Origin of the sequence: Anaeromyxobacter soli, from assembly GCF_022808855.1 — a bacterium.
Lineage (GTDB): Bacteria > Myxococcota > Myxococcia > Myxococcales > Anaeromyxobacteraceae > Anaeromyxobacter > Anaeromyxobacter soli.
Genome location: NZ_JAKZLF010000003.1, coordinates 139,613 through 156,812, shown reverse-complemented (window position 1 = coordinate 156,812; position 17,200 = coordinate 139,613). Strand labels below are relative to the sequence as shown.

The 17,200-nt window shown below is 74.6% G+C and carries 16 protein-coding genes and 1 pseudogene; 10 read left to right on the top strand and 7 right to left on the bottom strand.

Annotation, left to right across the window (positions count from 1 at the left end; genetic code table 11):
- Nucleotides 1–4 precede the first annotated feature (4 nt).
- The 3 genes from MLV88_RS04090 to MLV88_RS04080 form a co-directional block, all read right to left on the bottom strand.
- Nucleotides 5–1,372, bottom strand: coding sequence for an ammonium transporter (locus tag MLV88_RS04090; RefSeq protein ID WP_255821266.1), 1,368 nt, complete (start codon nt 1,370–1,372; stop codon nt 5–7).
- 324 nt (nt 1,373–1,696) lie between these two features.
- Nucleotides 1,697–3,055, bottom strand: a complete 1,359-nt coding sequence (locus MLV88_RS04085) for a hypothetical protein (RefSeq protein WP_242355503.1) — start codon at nt 3,053–3,055, stop codon at nt 1,697–1,699.
- Nucleotides 3,056–3,190: 135 nt separating this feature from the next.
- Entirely contained in the window at nt 3,191–3,406 is a 216-nt protein-coding gene (locus MLV88_RS04080) for a TIGR04563 family protein (protein WP_012097128.1), read from the bottom strand.
- Between the two features lie 516 nt (nt 3,407–3,922).
- On the opposite strand from MLV88_RS04080, the gene tilS reads away from it, so the two are divergent.
- The 10 genes from tilS (at nt 3,923) to tsaE (ending at nt 14,359) form a co-directional block, all read left to right on the top strand.
- Nucleotides 3,923–5,239: a tRNA lysidine(34) synthetase TilS gene (tilS, locus tag MLV88_RS04075; protein ID WP_242355505.1), complete on the top strand. Its 1,317-nt coding sequence runs from the start codon at nt 3,923–3,925 to the stop codon at nt 5,237–5,239.
- A gap of 147 nt (nt 5,240–5,386) precedes the next feature.
- Nucleotides 5,387–7,285, top strand: coding sequence for an ATP-dependent zinc metalloprotease FtsH (gene ftsH / locus MLV88_RS04070; RefSeq protein ID WP_242338043.1), 1,899 nt, complete (start codon nt 5,387–5,389; stop codon nt 7,283–7,285).
- 4 nt (nt 7,286–7,289) lie between these two features.
- Nucleotides 7,290–8,132: a dihydropteroate synthase gene (gene folP / locus MLV88_RS04065; protein ID WP_243336937.1), complete on the top strand. Its 843-nt coding sequence runs from the start codon at nt 7,290–7,292 to the stop codon at nt 8,130–8,132.
- A gap of 56 nt (nt 8,133–8,188) precedes the next feature.
- Complete coding sequence (cdaA, locus tag MLV88_RS04060; RefSeq protein ID WP_243336936.1) at nt 8,189–9,103, top strand: diadenylate cyclase CdaA; 915 nt, start codon at nt 8,189–8,191, stop codon at nt 9,101–9,103.
- A complete protein-coding gene (locus MLV88_RS04055; RefSeq protein WP_242338037.1) occupies nt 9,090–9,461 on the top strand; it encodes a hypothetical protein in 372 nt (123 codons plus the stop codon). The genes cdaA and MLV88_RS04055 overlap by 14 nt, the downstream gene beginning before the upstream one ends.
- Before the next feature lie 122 nt (nt 9,462–9,583).
- Nucleotides 9,584–10,993 (top strand): phosphoglucosamine mutase, encoded by a 1,410-nt coding sequence (gene glmM / locus MLV88_RS04050; RefSeq protein ID WP_243336950.1) that lies wholly within the window; start codon nt 9,584–9,586, stop codon nt 10,991–10,993.
- A 124-nt stretch (nt 10,994–11,117) separates the two neighbouring features.
- Entirely contained in the window at nt 11,118–11,846 is a 729-nt protein-coding gene (locus MLV88_RS04045; RefSeq protein ID WP_242338035.1) for a pyridoxine 5'-phosphate synthase, read from the top strand.
- Nucleotides 11,847–11,898: 52 nt separating this feature from the next.
- A complete protein-coding gene (gene acpS / locus MLV88_RS04040; protein WP_242338032.1) occupies nt 11,899–12,285 on the top strand; it encodes a holo-ACP synthase in 387 nt (128 codons plus the stop codon).
- On the top strand, nt 12,282–13,814 hold the full coding sequence (locus MLV88_RS04035; RefSeq protein ID WP_243336935.1) for an NAD(P)H-hydrate dehydratase: 1,533 nt from the start codon (nt 12,282–12,284) through the stop codon (nt 13,812–13,814). The genes acpS and MLV88_RS04035 overlap by 4 nt, the downstream gene beginning before the upstream one ends.
- Complete coding sequence (tsaE, locus tag MLV88_RS04030; RefSeq protein WP_242355536.1) at nt 13,811–14,359, top strand: tRNA (adenosine(37)-N6)-threonylcarbamoyltransferase complex ATPase subunit type 1 TsaE; 549 nt, start codon at nt 13,811–13,813, stop codon at nt 14,357–14,359. Before MLV88_RS04035 ends, tsaE begins: the two co-directional genes overlap by 4 nt.
- Before the next feature lie 149 nt (nt 14,360–14,508).
- Here tsaE and MLV88_RS04025 read toward each other — a convergent pair whose 3' ends face one another.
- From MLV88_RS04025 to MLV88_RS04015, 4 genes and pseudogenes are all read right to left on the bottom strand, one after another.
- Entirely contained in the window at nt 14,509–15,534 is a 1,026-nt protein-coding gene (locus MLV88_RS04025; protein WP_243336934.1) for a LamG domain-containing protein, read from the bottom strand.
- Nucleotides 15,535–15,581: 47 nt separating this feature from the next.
- A pseudogene (locus MLV88_RS24785) lies at nt 15,582–15,995 on the bottom strand (LamG domain-containing protein); the annotation flags it as partial.
- A 15-nt stretch (nt 15,996–16,010) separates the two neighbouring features.
- Nucleotides 16,011–16,313, bottom strand: coding sequence for a hypothetical protein (locus tag MLV88_RS04020; RefSeq protein WP_243336933.1), 303 nt, complete (start codon nt 16,311–16,313; stop codon nt 16,011–16,013).
- Between the two features lie 255 nt (nt 16,314–16,568).
- Nucleotides 16,569–17,171 (bottom strand): 2-hydroxychromene-2-carboxylate isomerase, encoded by a 603-nt coding sequence (locus MLV88_RS04015; RefSeq protein ID WP_242338025.1) that lies wholly within the window; start codon nt 17,169–17,171, stop codon nt 16,569–16,571.
- Nucleotides 17,172–17,200 lie beyond the last annotated feature (29 nt).

Below are 17,200 nucleotides of genomic sequence, written 5' to 3'. Positions count from 1 at the left end.
GGGACTACGCCGCGGTGGTGCCCGCGGGCTGGGGAGCCGCGATCGGCGGCGCGTGGTGAGGGCTGGCGGCGCCCGACGACGACTCGAGATCGGTCGAGATGTACCCGCGCTCGCCGGCCTCGGCCTGATCGAGGCCGGTCCACTCGTCCTGCTCGTCGGCGCGCAGCGGCGTGACGAGCGCGACGAGCTTGAAGAGCCCGAACGAGAGGACTCCCGAGTAGATCATCGTCACCGCCACGCCGAGCGCCTGCTTCCCGACGAGGGCGAGGCTGCCGTCGGCGCCGGCGGAGTTCACGGCGGTCGAGGCGAGCGCCCCGGTGAGGAGCGCGCCGAGCGTCGCGGCGACCCCGTGGACGGCGAAGACGTCGAGCGAGTCGTCGAGCCCGAGGCGCGGGCGCAGGCGCACCGCGCCGAACGAGGCCAGCGCGGCGAGGCCGCCCATGAGGAGGCTGGAGACGGGCTGGATGAACCCCGCGGCGGGCGTGATGGCGACCATGCCCGCGACCGCGCCGGAGGCGAGCCCGACGCCGGACATCTTGCCGTAGAGGAACAGCTCGAGGAGCCCCCAGGTCAGCGCCGCGGCCGCCGGGGCGAAGAACGTGTTCACGAAGCCGGTGGCGGCGAGGCCGTTCGCGGCGAGCGCGCTGCCGCCGTTGAACCCGAGCCAGCCGAACCAGAGCAGCCCCATGCCGAGGATCGCGAACGGCACGTTGTGCGGCATCACGGACGGCATCCGCAGGCCGCGGCGCTTGCCGATGAGGATCGCGCCCACGAGCGCCGCGGACGCGGCGTTGATGTGCACCACGGTCCCGCCGGCGAAGTCGAGCACGCCGAGGCCGCGCAGCCAGCCGCCCGGCGCCCAGACCCAGTGCGCGACCGGCGCGTAGACGACGAGGCTCCAGAGCGCGACGAACAGGATGTACGCCTTCATCCGGACGCGCTCGACGATCGCGCCGGAGATGAGCGCGGGGGTGATCACCGCGAACATCGCCTGGAACAGCATGAAGGCCGAGTGCGGGACGGTCGCCGCGAGCGACGCCTCGGGCGCGTCGCCGACGCCGCGCAGCCCGAGCCAGCCGAGACCGCCGACCACCTTGTCGAGCGCGCCTCCCGGGGAGAAGGCGAGGCTGTAGCCCACGAGCGCCCAGATGACGCCCGCGATGCCCATCACCACGATCGACAGGTTCATGGTGTGGACGACGTTCTTGGAGCGGACGAGCCCGCCGTAGAAGAAGGCGAGCCCGGGGGTCATGAGCATCACGAGGCCGGCGCTGACGAGCACAAGCGCGGTGTCGCCGGTGTCGACCCGGTCGGCCGCGAAGGCGGCGGCGGGCAGCGTGGCGGCGATGGCGAACAGCAGCAGCTTTCTCAAGGTGTCCTCCGGTGGGCGGGGGGCAGGGGTGAGTGAGTCCGGACGGGTCGCTCTGCAGCCGACATGCCGGCGGAGAAACGCCTGCGAAGCGCGCATTCCCGCGGGTCTGGGGCAGGCGCTGCCCGGGCCCGAGGCACGCCCTGCCGCGCGGTCGTGCACGGGCGGGCGACGCTGACACCGCCCAGGCAGGCGGGCGCGCGGCCGCGGCGCGCCGGCGCGACGCGCGGGCGGTACTCACTCAGGGTGAGGTCGGACGCTGGCGCCGCCGGAGAAGCCCCCGGGGCGCGCCTCGCCGCGGGAGCGAGCTCCCCCGACGGTCTCGCCTCAGCGCCGCGTCGAGGCCGTGCGGCTCGTGGGCCGCTTCACGGGAGCGGCGCTCTTCGCGCGCTTCGCCGGGGCGGCGCCGGACTTCTTCTTGGCGGCCGCCGCCTTCGCCTTCGCGGCGGGCTTCACGGCTGGGCGCTTCGCGGTCGCCGTCTTCGCCTTCGCCGCGGGGGCCTTGGCGGAAGGCTTCGGCGCGGGGCGAGCGGGAGCCACGGCGGGGGGCGGGGGAGGCGGGGCGGGCGCCACGGCGGGGAGCACGGGCGGGTCGTCGTCGCTGGCGCTGCGGATCCCCGCGGGCGCGCCCTCCACCGCGCGGTAGGGCCCGCGCTGCGCCGCCTCGACGGCGGCGGCACGCTCCGCCCAGCTCCGCGAGCTCGCGTCGAGCGCGGCGGCGTCGAGCGCCGCGTCTGCGCCGGCGCGATCCCCGGCCCGCAGGCGCAGCGCCGCGAGGTGGAGCGCGGCGCGGCCACGCTCGGGTCCGGGAGTCCGCTCACGATCCTCGAGGACGCGTCGCAGCGCGGTCGCGGCCTCGCCGTCCGTGGCGTGTCCGGCGAGCGCGAGCTTCGCGAGCCCGAAGGCGGCGCGGGGGTGCATCGGGGACGCGGAGAGCGCCGCCCCGTAGGACGCGCGGGCGGCGCCGAGATCGCGGCGCGTGCGGCGAAGGATGTCGCCGCGGAGCGCGAGGGCGGCGGGCGCGCCGGCCTCGGCGGCCGACTGGACCGGCTCCACGGCGGCGGCGATGTTGCCGGCGAGCAGGGCGATCCGCCCGGAGATCACGCGCGCCTCGGGCAGCGCGCCGGCGCGGACCGCCGCCGTCATCGCGTCCCCCGCCTCCCGCCGTCCGAGCGCGAGGGCCGCGGCCGCGAGGCTCGCCCGCGGCGGGACCTCGTCGGCCCGCATGGGCTCCACGAGCAGGAGCTCCGCCGTGCGCCCCGCCGAGGCGTCGCGGTAATCGGTCGCGAGCATCGCGAGCGCGAACGCCCGCGCCCCGCCGGCGTCGAGGGGATCGAGCTGGGCGAGGGGCTCGAGCAGCGTCGCGGCGCCCCGGTAGCCGGCTGCGGTGTCGAGTCGCAGCAGGGTGTCGGCGCGCGCGAGCCCGTCCTGCAGCACGGCCCGTCGGTGGTGGGTGCGGTAGCCGAGGAGCCCGCCCGCGAGGAGCGTCAGGACTGCGACGACGGCGCCGGCAAGGAGCAGCTTCCGCCGCGGCACGCGGGCGGAGCGCAGGGGCTCGTCCCCGGTCGGCACGTCGACGGCGTCGAACTCCTCGTCATCGAGCTCCGGAGGGAGCTCGTGAAAGCTCTCGCTCGAGAGCGGTTCGTCGGACGCTTCGGAAGGGTCGATGAGCGGAGATCTGGGCATCGGAGCAGGGAGGGCAGGCGACCCGCGAAGGGTAGCGCCCTCGACCCGCCAGGGCCAAAAAACGGATCGCGCCCGAGCCGGAATCCCGGCGCGGGCGCGTCGTAACTGTCCGGCGAGAGAGCGGAACGGGTGTGGTTACCCGCCCTTCTCCTCGCGCTCGTCCTCGCGCGCAACGCCAGACAGCACGTCGTTGACGGAGGGGAACCGCATGATCTCGCCCCGGGCGATGCGCCAGGCCTGCTGGACGATCCACGACAGCGAACGGTCCTGCCGGTTCGCCTCAGCCTGGATCTCGTTCAGCATGTCCTCGGGGAAGTACAGGGACTGCTTGCGCTTGTCAGTGCCGGGCATCGGTACTCCGTGCTGTGGGACAACCGCGACCTTGTACGCTGGCCCGCGCCTGGGGTCAAGCGCTCGTCCACCTCGGCCGGGGAGGTAGGGCGGACGGAGCGTGGAACCGCTGGATGAGGCGCTCCACGTCACCGCGGATGGACGGCCTTGACGCTGAGCGGAACGCATGTGCGTGGTTCGCGCAGGGTGTGCGCGGCGCGGGTGCGAGCGAAGTCTGCCGGGAAAAAGAGGAGAGCCGGCATTGCTGCCGGCTCTCCGTGGGCCCAGAGGGGGAGGGGGGGGACCCCTAGGCCCAGCGCCTGTAAGTTGTCTCACGCCCTGCCGACGTCAACGCCTGGCACCCAACATCGCATTCCCGCTCAGAAATCGCAATCCTGTCGCGGGCCTGCGCGGTGTGCCTCCCTCGCGTGCTTTGCCTCCATAACCGCGTGCCCGCCGCCTTCATTCCCGGTCGTCGCGCCTCGTCCCGGAGTTCGCGCGGGTACTATAGAAGCCCGCGCCTGAGGGCGCCGCACCGTGCGCACGAGAATCCATCCTTACCCGGCCGCCGTGCTGGCCACGATTCGCCGGCGACGGCTCCTCTCTCCCGGCGACCGCGTCCTCGTCGCCCTGTCGGGCGGCCCGGACTCGACCGCCCTGCTCGCCGCGCTCGCCGAGCTCCGCGACACGGGCTGTCTCCCATCCACGGGACTCGCCGCGCTGAACGTCGACCACGGACTCCGGCCGGGCGGGGCGGAGGACGCAGCCGCCGCCTCCGCCATCTGCGAGCGGCTGGGCATTCCCTTCGAGGCGGTCCGGGTGACCGTCGCCCCAGGCAACGTGCAGTCCGAGGCCCGCCGCGCCCGCTACGCCGCCCTCCGGGCCGCCGCGACCCGCGCGGGCGCGACACGCATCGCCACCGGCCACACCCGGACCGATCAGGCGGAGACGGTCCTCCTGCGGCTCATGCGTGGCGCGGGCGCGCGGGGACTGTCGGGCATCCCGCCTCGCCGAGGCCCGATCGTGAGGCCGCTCATCGACCGCTCACGCGAGGAGGGCCTCGAGTACCTCGCGGCGCGGGGGATCCCCTGGCGCGTCGATCCGACGAACGCGACGCCTCGCTTCGCGCGGAACAGGCTCCGGCTCGAGCTGTGGCCGGCGCTCACCGCGCTCGCGCCGGCGGCCGAGCGCGCCATCGCGCGCGCCGCCGATCTCGCGCGTGAAGACGAGCGGGCGCTCTCGCGCCTCGCGCGCGCGCTCGCCGGCGACGGCGCGAGCGTCGCGCTCGAGACGCTCCGCGGCGCGACGCCCGCGGTGCGGCGGCGCGTCGTCCGCCGGCTCTGGGCGCGGGCGACCGGGCAGCGCGGCTCGCTGGAGGCGAGACACGTCGAGGCGATCCTGTCGCTCGTGCGGCGCGAACGCCCGGGGAAGGTCACGCTGCCGGGTGGACGCCTCGCCCGCTGTCGGTACGGTCGGCTCGAGCTCCTCCCGTCCGAGCGCGCTCCCGAGGCAGGAACCCTCGCGCCCATCGAGGTCCGGGGCCCCGGAAGGTATGCGCTGCCGGAGCACAGGTGCGCCGTCGAGATCGAGTGCCTCCGGGAGGGCGCCGTGCCCTGGCCGCTCGCGCTCCGGACGCGGCGGCCGGGCGACCGCTGGCGCCCCGACGGAGGCCGCGGCTCCAAGACCCTCAAGCGCTGGCTCATCGATCGAAAGGTCCCCCGCGAGCGGCGCGACGGGCTGGTCCTCCTGGCGCGCGGGGCGGAGGTGGTGGCGATCCCGGAGCTGGCGGCCGTGGGCTCGGGCTTCGGCCCCACGGGCGCAGGGCTCGCCGTCCACCTGGTGAGCGACCCGTAGGACCGCCGGCCGCACTGCAAAAGGGGTGAGGGGCTGCTATAAGGTCCGCCTGGTCCGGAGCGCGGCTCGACGTGCAGGTCCGCGGAAGACGCGGCGAATCCCGTCGGTTTCGACGATCTGACGCTCCACCGAAGGGGAAAGAGAGCCTTGCGACAGTCCTACAAGACCGCCCTGCTCTGGGTCTTCTTGATCGTGATGTTCCTCGCGCTGTGGCAGCTGTTCCAGCAGCGCGGCGCTCAGGCGAAGCCCTACAACTGGTCGCAGTTCATGCAGAAGGTCGAGGCGGGCGAGGTGAAGGAGGTCCGCATCAAGGACCTCGACTACATCGGCCACCTCCGCGACGGCTCCGAGTTCGTCACGACGGGTCCCATCGACGCGTCCGCGACGATCGCCGAGAAGCTGCGCCAGCAGGGCGTGAACCTCTCGTTCGAGAAGCCCGAGCAGAGCTCGCTGTGGGTGACGGTGCTGCTCCAGTACCTCCCCCTCGTCTTCCTGTTCCTCCTGTTCTTCTTCTTCATGCGCCAGCTGCAGTCCGGCGGCGGGAAGGCGATGAGCTTCGGGAAGTCGAAGGCGAAGCTCATGACCGAGCACCACAACAAGATCACCTTCGCCGACGTCGCAGGGATCGACGAGTCGAAGGACGAGCTCGAGGAGATCATCTCCTTCCTCAAGGACCCCAAGAAGTTCACGCGCCTCGGCGGCCGGATCCCGAAGGGCGTGCTGCTCATGGGGCCGCCGGGCACCGGCAAGACGCTGCTCGCCCGCGCGGTCGCGGGCGAGGCGGGCGTGCCGTTCTTCTCCATCTCCGGCTCGGACTTCGTCGAGATGTTCGTCGGCGTCGGCGCCTCGCGCGTCCGCGATCTGTTCGAGCAGGGCAAGAAGAACGCGCCCTGCATCATCTTCATCGACGAGATCGACGCGGTCGGCCGCCACCGCGGCGCGGGCCTCGGCGGCGGGCACGACGAGCGCGAGCAGACGCTCAACCAGCTGCTCGTCGAGATGGACGGCTTCGAGTCGAACGAGGGCGTGATCCTCATCGCGGCCACGAACCGGCCCGACGTGCTCGATCCCGCACTGCTCCGGCCCGGCCGCTTCGACCGGCGCATCGTGGTGCCCCGCCCGGATCTCAACGGCCGGCTCGGCATCCTCAAGGTCCACACCAAGAAGACGCCGCTCGACACGGCGGTGGACCTCACGCAGATCGCGCGCGGCACGCCCGGCTTCTCCGGCGCGGACATCGAGAACCTGGTGAACGAGGCGGCGCTCTACGCCGCGCGGCGCAACAAGGAGAAGCTCGCGATCGAGGACTTCGAGTTCGCGAAGGACAAGGTCATCATGGGCACCGAGCGGCGCTCCATGATCATCTCCGAGAAGGAGAAGCGCACCACGGCGATCCACGAGGCGGGCCACGCGCTCGTCGCGAAGATCCTCCCGGGCACGGACCCCGTCCACAAGGTCACGATCATCCCCCGCGGCCGCGCGCTGGGCCTCACCCAGCAGCTCCCGCAGGAGGACCGGCTCAACATCTCCCAGGAGTACGCGCTCAACCAGGTCGCGATCCTCATGGGCGGCCGGCTCGCCGAGGAGATCACCTTCAGCCAGAAGACGACCGGCGCCGGCAACGACATCGAGGTCGCGACCAACCTCGCCCGCTCCATGGTCTGCGAGTGGGGCATGAGCGAGAAGATGGGCCCGCTCGCCTTCGGCAAGAAGGAGGGCGAGGTCTTCCTCGGCCGCGAGATGAACACGGTCCAGACCTTCTCCGAGCAGACCGCCCGCGACATCGACGCCGAGGTGCACCGCATCGTCTTCGAGCAGTACGACCGGGCGAAGCGCGTGCTCCTCGAGCACCAGACGATCCTCAACAAGATCGCCGACGCCCTCATCGAGTACGAGACGCTCGACGCGTCGGACATCGACCTGCTCGTCTCGGGCGGCTCGATCAGCCGTCCGCCGCCGCCGAAGCCGCTCGCCGCGGCCGCCGCCGAGAAGAAGAAGGGCGGCCTCCTCGACGCGGCCACGGCGCCCGTGCCGGCCAAGGCCTAGCGCGATGCGCATGCGGATCGGGGCCAGGCTCTTCGACGGGCCTGGCCCCTATCTCATGGGGATCGTGAACGCGACCCCCGACTCGTTCTCGGACGGCGGCCGGTTCCTCGACCCGGACCTGGCGGTCGCGCACGCGTTCCGGCTCGCCGAGGAGGGGGCGGACCTCGTCGACCTGGGCGGCGAGTCGACCCGGCCCGGCGCGCCGCCGGTGCCCGCGAACGAGGAGCAGAGGCGCGTGGTCCCGGTCGTCGCGGCCCTCCGCGCCCGCGGGTTCGCGCTCCCGATCTCCGTGGACACGACGAAGGCGACGGTCGCGCGCGCCGCGCTCGAGGCCGGCGCGGATCTGGTGAACGACGTGTCGGGCCTCGCCGATCCCGCGCTCGCGCGGGTCGTCGCGGAGGCGGGCGTCCCGGTCGTGCTCATGCACACGCGCGGGACGCCGGCGGACATGCAGTCGCGGGCGCGCTACGGCGACGTCGCCGCCGAGGTCCGCGCCGAGCTCGCCCTGGTGCTGCGGCGGGCCGAGGCGGCGGGTGTGGATCCGGAGCACACCATCCTCGACCCCGGCATCGGCTTCGCGAAGACGCCGGAGCACAACCTCGAGCTCCTCGCCCGGGTCGCAGAGCTGCGCGCGCTCGGACGCCCGCTCCTCGTCGGGCCCTCCCGCAAGAGCTTCATCGGCAAGGCCGCGGGCGCCCCCGTGGAGGATCGGCTGCCCGGAACGCTCGCGGCGGTGACGGCGGCGGTGCTCGCCGGGGTGGAGTGGCTGAGGGTCCACGACGTGGCGCCCGCTCGCCAGGCCGCCCGGGTGGCGGCGGCCATCCGGGACGCCGCGCGGCCCCGCTGACGAGTGCTCGGCTTGAAGTCGGCCTCACGGTAGACTGCCGCGCCCGGAGACCTCCGTTGCAATCCGTCCTCACGTTCCTCATCGGGCCGGACGCCACCGTCCGCGACGCGCTGCTCGCGCTCGTCGACGTCGCCGTCGTGGCGTTCCTCTGCTACCACGTGCTCCGCTTCATCCGGGGCACCCGCGCGACCGCGATCCTCGTCGGGCTCGCCCTCGTCGGCCTCGCGTACGCGGGCGCCGAGGGGGCCGGGCTCGCCACGCTCTCCTGGCTCCTCGGCCACTTCCTCAGCTACTCGTTCATCTTCGGCGTCATCGTGCTGTTCCAGGCGGACCTCCGGCGTGCGCTCGCCGAGCTGGGCCGCTCTCCGCGCCTGGCGCGGGTGGTGGCGAGGATCGTCCACGACGAGCGCGGCGCGCACGCCGAGCGGGTCGCGCGGATCGGCACGATCGACGCGGTGGTGAAGGCGGCCCTCGAGCTCGCCCGGCGGCGGGTGGGCGCCCTCGTCGTGGTCGAGCGGACCGCCGATCTCGCCGAGCTCGCCGGCTCCGGGTTCCGCCTCGACGCCGCGATCACGCCCGAGCTCCTCGTCGCGCTGTTCCAGCCCGCGAGCCCGATCCACGACGGCGCGGTCGTGGTGCGGGGGAGCCGGGCCGCCGCCGCGACGTGCCTGCTCCCGCTCTCCGCGGCGCCCGCCGCGCTCGAGCTCGGCACGCGCCATCGGGCCGCCCTCGGCCTCGCCGAGGAGGTGGACGCCGCGGTGGTCGTCGTCTCCGAGGAGCGGGGCGAGATCTCCGTCGCGCTCGAGGGGACGCTGCACCGCGGGCTCGACGAGAAGCGCCTGCGCGCGCTGCTCTACGCCGCCGTCCTCGGCGCGGATCACGGCGGGGCGGGCGGTCTCGCCGCCGTCGCCCGGCCGGGGGAGGCGTCGCCCGCGAGGCGCCGGCAGGGAGGATCGCATGCGGCGCTCTGACGTCGCGCTCGCGCTCCTCGCCGTCGCGATCGCGCTCGCGCTCTTCGTCGTGGTGCGCGGCGAGCGGCGCGTCACCGCGGTCTACGCGGTGCCGGTCGAGGCGGTGCTTCCACCGCGCGTTCCGCCCCTCGACGCGCTCCCGGTCGAGGTCACCGTCGCGGTGAACGGACCGTGGGCGCGCCTCCGGGTCCTCGACCCGGCGAGCCTCGGCCCCGTCCGCGTCGACGTCACGCGCGCCGGCGGCGGCCAGGTCGCGTGGCGCGCGCGGGCGGAGGCGCTGCGCCTCCCTCACGGCCTGCGCCTCGAGTCCATCACCCCCGCCCAGGGCACGATCGATCTCCGGCGGGACGCCCGTTGAACGCTCCTCCCTCAAACCCTAGGTTGCCTGCGATGCCCACCCGTGAACCCTCCCCGACGTCCCGCGCAGCCGTGAACGGCGCGGCGCGCGCGCGCCTCCCCCGCAACGAGGCGCGGAACACCCTGCGCGACGGCCCTTCCGGCAACGGCGCCCGGAGCCACGCGCCGGTCGCTCGCCGGCTGTTCGGCACCGACGGCGTGCGCGGCGTCGCGAACGTCCACCCGATGACCGCCGAGATGGCGCTCCAGCTCGGGCGGGCGCTCGCCTACGTGGTGCGGAACGGCTCGCACCGGCACCGCATCGTCATCGGCAAGGACACCCGCCTGTCGGGGTACATGCTCGAGCAGGCGATCGCCTCCGGGATCAGCTCGATGGGCGTGGACGTGATGCTCTCGGGCCCCCTGCCGACGCCCGGCATCGCGTTCCTCACCGAGTCGATGCGGGCGGACGCGGGCGTGGTCATCAGCGCGAGCCACAACCCGTACCAGGACAACGGGATCAAGTTCTTCTCGCGCGACGGGTTCAAGCTCCCCGACGCCGTCGAGCTCCAGATCGAGCAGCTCGTGCTCGGCGAGTCGGGCCTCGAGGAGTTCCACGCGCTCCGCCCGACGGCCACGCGCATCGGGAAGGCGAAGCGGATCGACGACGCCATCGGCCGCTACGTGGTGTTCCTCAAGTCGATCTTCCCGAAGAGCCTCACCCTCGACGGGCTCACCATCGTGGTCGACTGCGCCCACGGCGCGGCCTACCACGTGGCGCCGGCGGTGTTCGAGGAGCTCGGCGCCAAGGTCATTGCGCTCAACGTGAAGCCGGACGGGAAGAACATCAACGACGGGTGCGGCGCCGTTCACCCGGAGAGCATGGCGAAAGCCATCCAGAAGCACCGGGCGCACCTCGGCCTGGCGCTCGACGGGGACGCCGACCGCGTGATCCTGGCGGACGAGAACGGGCGCATCGTGGACGGCGACGCGGTCATGGCCCTCGTCGGGCGCGACCTCATCCACCAGAAGGCGCTCGCCAAGAAGACGGTGGTCGCGACGGTCATGTCGAACCTCGGCCTCGAGCGCGCCCTCGCCGGCGCGGGTGGCCGGGTGGTCCGGACGGCGGTGGGCGATCGCTACGTCGTCGAGGAGATGCGCCGCAGCGGCTACAACTTCGGCGGCGAGCAGTCGGGGCACCTCATCTTCCTCGACCACGTCACGACCGGCGACGGCGTCGCCGCCGGCCTGAACGTGCTCGCGGTGATGCAGCGCGAGGGGCGCCCGCTCTCGGAGCTCGCCCGCTGCTTCGAGCCGGTGCCGCAGGCGCTCGTGAACGTCGCGGTGAAGGAGAAGCGGGCGCTCTCGGAGCTGCCGGGGGTCGCGGGCGCCATCGCCGCGGTGGAGAAGGCGCTCGGGAAGGACGGGCGCGTCCTCGTGCGCTTCTCCGGCACGGAGAACAAGGTCCGCGTCCTCGTCGAGGGCACGGACGGCAAGCGGATCCGGGCCCAGGCCGAGCAGATCGCCGAGGAGCTGCGCAAGGCGCTGGGGTAGCGGCCACCGAGCGGATCGACGGGCGCAGGCGCAGCCGGGTGTGGCTGCGCCGGAGCCGAGCCCGGGGTTCGGGGGGGACGCGCCGTGTGCGTCCCTCCGGCACGAAATGAGTTAGATTCCGGCCATGCCAGCTCGTCTCGGTGTCAACGTCGACCACGTCGCGACGCTCCGCCAGTCCCGCCGCACGACGTACCCGGACCCCGTCGCCGCGGTGGTGCTCGCCGAGCTGGGCGGGGCGGACCAGATCACCATCCACCTCCGCGAGGACCGCCGGCACATCCAGGAGCGGGACCTCCAGATCCTGCGGCGCACCGTCTCGACCCGGCTCAACCTCGAGATGGCCGCCACCCAGGAGATGGTGAAGATCGCCTACGAGGTGAAGCCCGACGTCGTGACGCTCGTGCCGGAGCGGCGCGAGGAGCTCACCACCGAGGGCGGCCTCGACGCCGTCGGCGGCCGCGACAACGTGCGCAAGGTCGTGAAGACGCTGCGCGACGCCGACATCAAGGTCTCGCTGTTCATCGATCCGGACCTCGATCAGGTGAAGGCGGCGCACCGCGCCGAGGCGTCCACGGTCGAGTTCCACACCGGGCGCTACTGCGACGCGCGGCTCGCCCCGGATCGCCGCAAGGAGCTCTCGCGGCTCGTGGACGCCTGCAAGGCGGCGTCGAAGCTGGGGCTCGAGGTGGCGGCGGGGCACGGACTCAACTACCAGAACGTGCTGCCGGTCGCGGCCATCCCCGAGATCGAGGAGCTCAACATCGGCCACTCGATCGTGGGGCGGGCGGTGCTGGTCGGCATGGAGCGCGCCGTCCGCGAGATGCGGGAGCTCATCGCGAAGGCGCGGCCGTAGGTTCGATCCGCTCGCCCTGAGCTGTCGGGCGGCGCGGGCGAGGGGAGGCGACGTGGTCCTCGGGCTCGGCATGGACGTCGTGGAGGTGGCGCGGATCGAGCGCGTCCTCGCGGGCCCTCCCGGCCGCGCGGACCGCTTCCTCGCGCGCTGCTTCACCCAGGGCGAGCGCGCCTACTGCGACGCCGCCCGCGACCGCGCGACGCGCTACGCCGCCCGCTTCGCCGCGAAGGAGGCGGCGTCGAAGGCGCTCGGCGCGCCCGCCGGGATCCGCTTCACCGACGTCGAGGTGGTCCGGGGTCAGGGCGCGCCCGCGCTGGCGCTCCGCGGCGTGGCCTGGGAGGCGGCGGAACGGCTCGGCGTGCGGCGCGTGCTCGTCACCCTCACCCACGACGGCGGGGTCGCCGCGGCGACCGTCGTGCTCGACGGGGAGGCGCGATGAGGCTCGTCGGCTCCGCGGAGATGCGGGCCATCGACCGCGCCGCCATCGACGCGTTCGGGGTGCCTTCGCTCGCGCTCATGGACCGCGCCGGGCGCGCGGTGGCGGAGGCGGCGCGCGCGCTCGCGGCGCCGGACGGCCGGTTCGTCGTGGTCTGCGGCGGCGGGAACAACGGCGGCGACGGCTACGTCGCGGCGCGGATCCTCCGCGCGGCGGGGCGCGACGCCAGGGTCCTCTCCCTCGTCGCGGCGGCCCGCCTCGCGGGGGACGCGCGCGCGACGCGCGACGAGGCGGAGCGCGCGGGCGTGCCCATCGACGAGGCGGGCGCGCTCGGCGGGCTCGACGCCGGGCCGGGCGACGTGGTGGTGGACGCGATCTTCGGCACCGGGCTCTCGCGCGCGCCCGAGGGCGCCTTCGCGCGGGCCATCGAGCGCGTCGACGCCGCGCGGGCCGCCGGCGCGCGCGTCCTCGCCGTCGACGTCCCCTCCGGCCTCTCCGCCGACACCGGCCGGCCGCTCGGGGCCTGCGTCCGCGCCGACCGGACCGTCACCTTCGCGTTCCAGAAGCGCGGGCTCGTCCTGCACCCCGGCCCGTCCTTCGCGGGCGAGGTGACCGTCGCCGACATCGGCATCCCGCAGGAGGCGGCCGGGCGCGTCGCGGTCCTGTGCGAGCTCCTCGAGGCGGACGGGGCCCGCGCGCTCCTGCCGCCGCGCAGGCCCGACGCGCACAAGGGCGACGCCGGGCGGCTCCTCGTCGTCGCCGGCTCGCCCGGCAAGACCGGCGCGGCGCACCTCGCGCTCACGGGCGCGCTCCGCGGCGGCGCCGGCCTCGTCACGCTCGCGGCGCGGGCGGAGGCGCTGGCGCTCGCCCTGTTCGGCCGCCCCGAGGCCATGAGCACGGCGGTGCCCGGGACGGGACCGCTCGGGCGCGCGGACCTCCAGGCGCTGCTCGCCGCGGCGAAGGGCGTGGACGCGCTCGCCATCGGCCCAGGCATCCCGCGCGGCGACGAGACGGGCGAGCTCCTGCGCGCGCTCCTCGAGCGCGCGCGGCTCCCGGCCGTGCTCGACGCCGACGCGCTGAACGCGCTCGCGGACGATCCCGTACGGCTCGCGGGCCTGGGCGTGCCGCTCGTGCTCACGCCGCATCCCGGCGAGATGGCGCGCCTGTGCGGGACGACGATCGAGGCGGTGCAGGCGGACCGCCTCGGCGTCGCCGCCGAGAAGGCGCGCGAGTGGCGCGCGACGATCGTGCTGAAGGGCGCGCGCACGGTGGTCGCGGACCCGGAGGGTCCGGCGGCGGTGATCCCGACCGGCAACGCCGGCATGGCCACGGGCGGGACGGGCGACGTGCTCGCGGGGCTCGTCGGCGCGCTGCTCGCGGGCGGCCTCGCGCCAGGCGCGGCGGCGCGCGTAGGCGCCTGGGTCCACGGGCGCGCGGGAGATCGGGTGGCGGCGCGACTCGGGCAGCGCGGGCTCCTGGCCGGCGACCTGGGCGAGGCGATCGGGGAGGTCTGGGCGGAGTGGGGACGATGACGGCGGAGCGGTTCACCGCGCGGCGGACGACGCGCTCGGCGCGCGCGACCTACGCGCTCGGGAGGAAGCTCGGCGGGCTCCTCCAGCCCGGCGACGTGGTGGCGCTCGTGGGCGAGCTCGGCGCGGGCAAGACCCAGCTCGTGCGCGGCGCCTGCGAAGGCGCGGAGGTCCCGGCGGAGGAGGTCTCGTCGCCGAGCTTCGCCATCGTCGCGACCTACCGCGGCAGGATCCCGGTGCACCACGCCGACCTCTACCGGATCGGCGACGAGGACGAGCTCTATGGGACCGGCTTCGGCGACCTCGTGGGCGGGGAGGGCGCGCTGCTCGTGGAGTGGGCGGACCGGATCCCTTCGGCGCTCTCCGCCGAGCGGCTCACTCTCACGCTGTCGCACGACGCGAAGGCGCCGTCGGTGCGGCACGTGGAGATCGAGGGCGTCGGAGCGCGGCACGCGGCGCTCGCGCGGGCGCTCGCGGGGCCAGGGCGGCGCACCCGCCGCGTCGCGAATGCAGCCGAGCCGCTCGCGCGCGTCAAGCCCGGGAAGTGATCCCAGGGCGCGCCTCGCTCACCGGCAGCGACGCAACGCGCGGCGGCGGCTTCAGCGGCCGGCCCGACGGCACCACCTGCTCACCCGCGCTGCGCGGCCACGGCGCGGCCCCCGGGCGCCGACCCGGGGGACCCGCGGCGGGCGAGCCGTCAGTACCAGAGATCGTCGCGGCGCACGCCTGCGCCCGGCCGCAGCCCCTGGTCGTCGAGATCCTGCGCGAGGTCGTTCCAGAGCGACTCCGCGAGCCCGGACAGCGCGCTGCGCTTGCGATCGAGGCTCATCGGGTCCGTGCGACCGCGGCCGGCCTGGAACTCCTGCGCGGCGCGGCGGAGGTACCCGGCGATGCGCCCGCTCCGCTCGGCGCGGGCGGCCTGCTCGGCCCGCTCCAGCTCGTCGAGGATCCTCGCTTCCACCCGCGCGACGAGGTCGGCGCTCCGGCGGACGCAGGCAGTGTCGAACTGGGCGAGCAGCCGGTCCACCTTCACCAGGAACGCGCTCACCTCCTCGTCGTCGCCCCCGCGCCCGGGCCGGCCTCCGCCCGAGCCGCCGGTGCGCTCATGCGCCAGCGCTGCGACCTCATCGTCGGCGATGGCCCCGCGGTAGACACGGACGTCGTCGAGCCGCCCCTCGAGCCCGGTCCCGAGCCGCGCGCGGGCCCCGGTCGCGTCGGGGCGGGCGCCGAGGAAGGCCGGGCCCTTCGAGCCCTCGAGCCGCTGGAGCGACGCCTCGGCCTCGACGGACCCGTCGAGGAAGATCGCTGCGCGCTCGCCATCGAAGGTGGCGGCGACGTGGACCCACTGGCCCTTGGCCACCGCGCGCGCGGTCCGCACGCCCTGCGCCCGCGAGCCGTACCCACCGCCGGGGATGGCGAGGGCCACCTTGCCGCCCGCGTCGATCCGCAGCTCGAGCCAGCGATCCCGTGGGCCCTCAGCGGACGAGATCTTCGAGAAGATCACCTGCTCGCGGTCGGTGCGGCCGGGCCGGACCCAGGCCGCGATGGTGAACCGATCGGGCTCGGTCCGCTGGCCGAGGTCCACGTAGTCCCTGCCGGAGAAGGCGAGCGAACCCTCTGGGTCGCCGCCGCGGTCCTCCGCCGGGCGTGCCTTGCCGACGATCTTGCCGTCGGCGCGGCCCTGCCGGTCGGCCGCGTCGCCGTCGAGCGGGTACCACGCCACCAGCGCGGCGGCGCGCGGCCCGCCACGGCCAGCAGCTCCGCGTCGCCGAGCGCGCGATCCCAGAAGTTCACGTCCTCGATGCCGCCCTGGAACGCGAAGGTTGGGCCCGCCGGCGTGCGACCGTCGCGGCCACCACCCTCGGGGCGCGCGCCGATGAAGGTCTCGGTGCGGGTCTGGGCGTACGCCACCTCGAGCGGAGCGCCGTCGCGGACACCATCCACCCAGAGCTGCGCTCGTCTGCCGTCGTAGGTCGCGGCCACGTGCACCCAGCGGCCGGGCTCGAGCGCGCGCTGCCCCTGCGCCGCGTCCCAGTCGCCACCGCCCGGGACGTGCAGGAAGAGCCGGCCGCCGGGGTCGAGGCGCAGCTCGAGGTTCTTCTCGTAGTGGCCCGGGAGGTTCCGGATCTTGGAGACGATCGCCATCACACGGTCGGTCGCGTCGGGCCGGATCCAGGCGGCGATGGTGAAGCGCGGGAGCTACAGCGCGTCGCCGAGGACGACCCATGCGCGCGCACCGTCGAACCAGAGCGCGCCCCGGGGCCGCCCATCGTGGCCCTCGAGCGGGCGCGCGCCGACCACGCGCGCCGGCCTCCGCGTGACGCGGTCCACGGCGTCGCCGTCGAGCGGGTACGACGCCACCAGGCCGCGATCGAGCTCGACTGAGACCGGGCTCGCGCTGGGCCGGCCGTAGGGATCGATCGACCGCGCCTGCGCCGTAGCGACGGCGGGCAGCACGAGGGCGAGGGCGAGAAGGGCGAGGGTGCGGGGTCGAAGCAGCATCGGGGCCTCCGGGTTGGGCGCGCAGGGTCGCAGGGGCTCGGGGCCGCCCGCAAGCGGTGGTTCGTACGACACCGGGGACTCCGGCGGCGCTCCGCGTATTCAGCCGCAGCGGGCTACTCGCGCGGCCGGGTGGCGGGCTCCGTGCGCAACGCGTCGAAACTCTTCGGGTTGGCACTCGGCTTCGAGGCACGCCGCCGCGTCCTCGAACACTCTGGGTCCGGCGAAGCCGAAGCCTGGAAAGGATCGCGCGTCGAGTCAGGTTCCGGTGGCCCACTCGAGCGCGTCGTCGAGCCGGTCCTGGCCGAAGAAGAGCTCGCCGCGCGTGACGAAGTCGGGCGCGCCGAAGAGGCCGAGCCGGGACGCCTCGGCCGTCCGGTCGCGGAGGGCCTGCTTCACCTCGGAGGACGACGCCCGCGCGACGAGGGCCTGCGGGTCCTGCCCGGCGTCCGCGAGGAGCGCCGCGACGACCGCGGGGTCCGCGATGTCCCGGTCCTCGGCGAAGTTCGCGCGGAAGACCGAGCGGAAGAAGTCGGGCGCCCACGGCTCGGCCGCGACGATGCAGCCGATCCGCGCGGCGAGCAGGCCGTTCCGGGGGAAGAGCGAGGGCCTCCGCCACGGGAGACCGTACTTCGCGCAGAGCCGCTCCACGTCGCGCCACATGTAGCGGCCGCGCACCGGGTAGGCGTTGAACGGGGAGTCCTTGATCCCGAGCTGCTCCGTGAAGATCGGACCGAGCAGGAACGGCCTCCACTCGACCGGAACGCCCGCGCGGGCGGCGAGCGGCTCGATCCGCAGCGCGGCGACGTACGAGTAGGTGCTCGCGAAGTCGAACCAGAACTGGAGGGGCGCGCTCGGCATGCGACGATCTTAGCGCGCCCCTGGCCTCC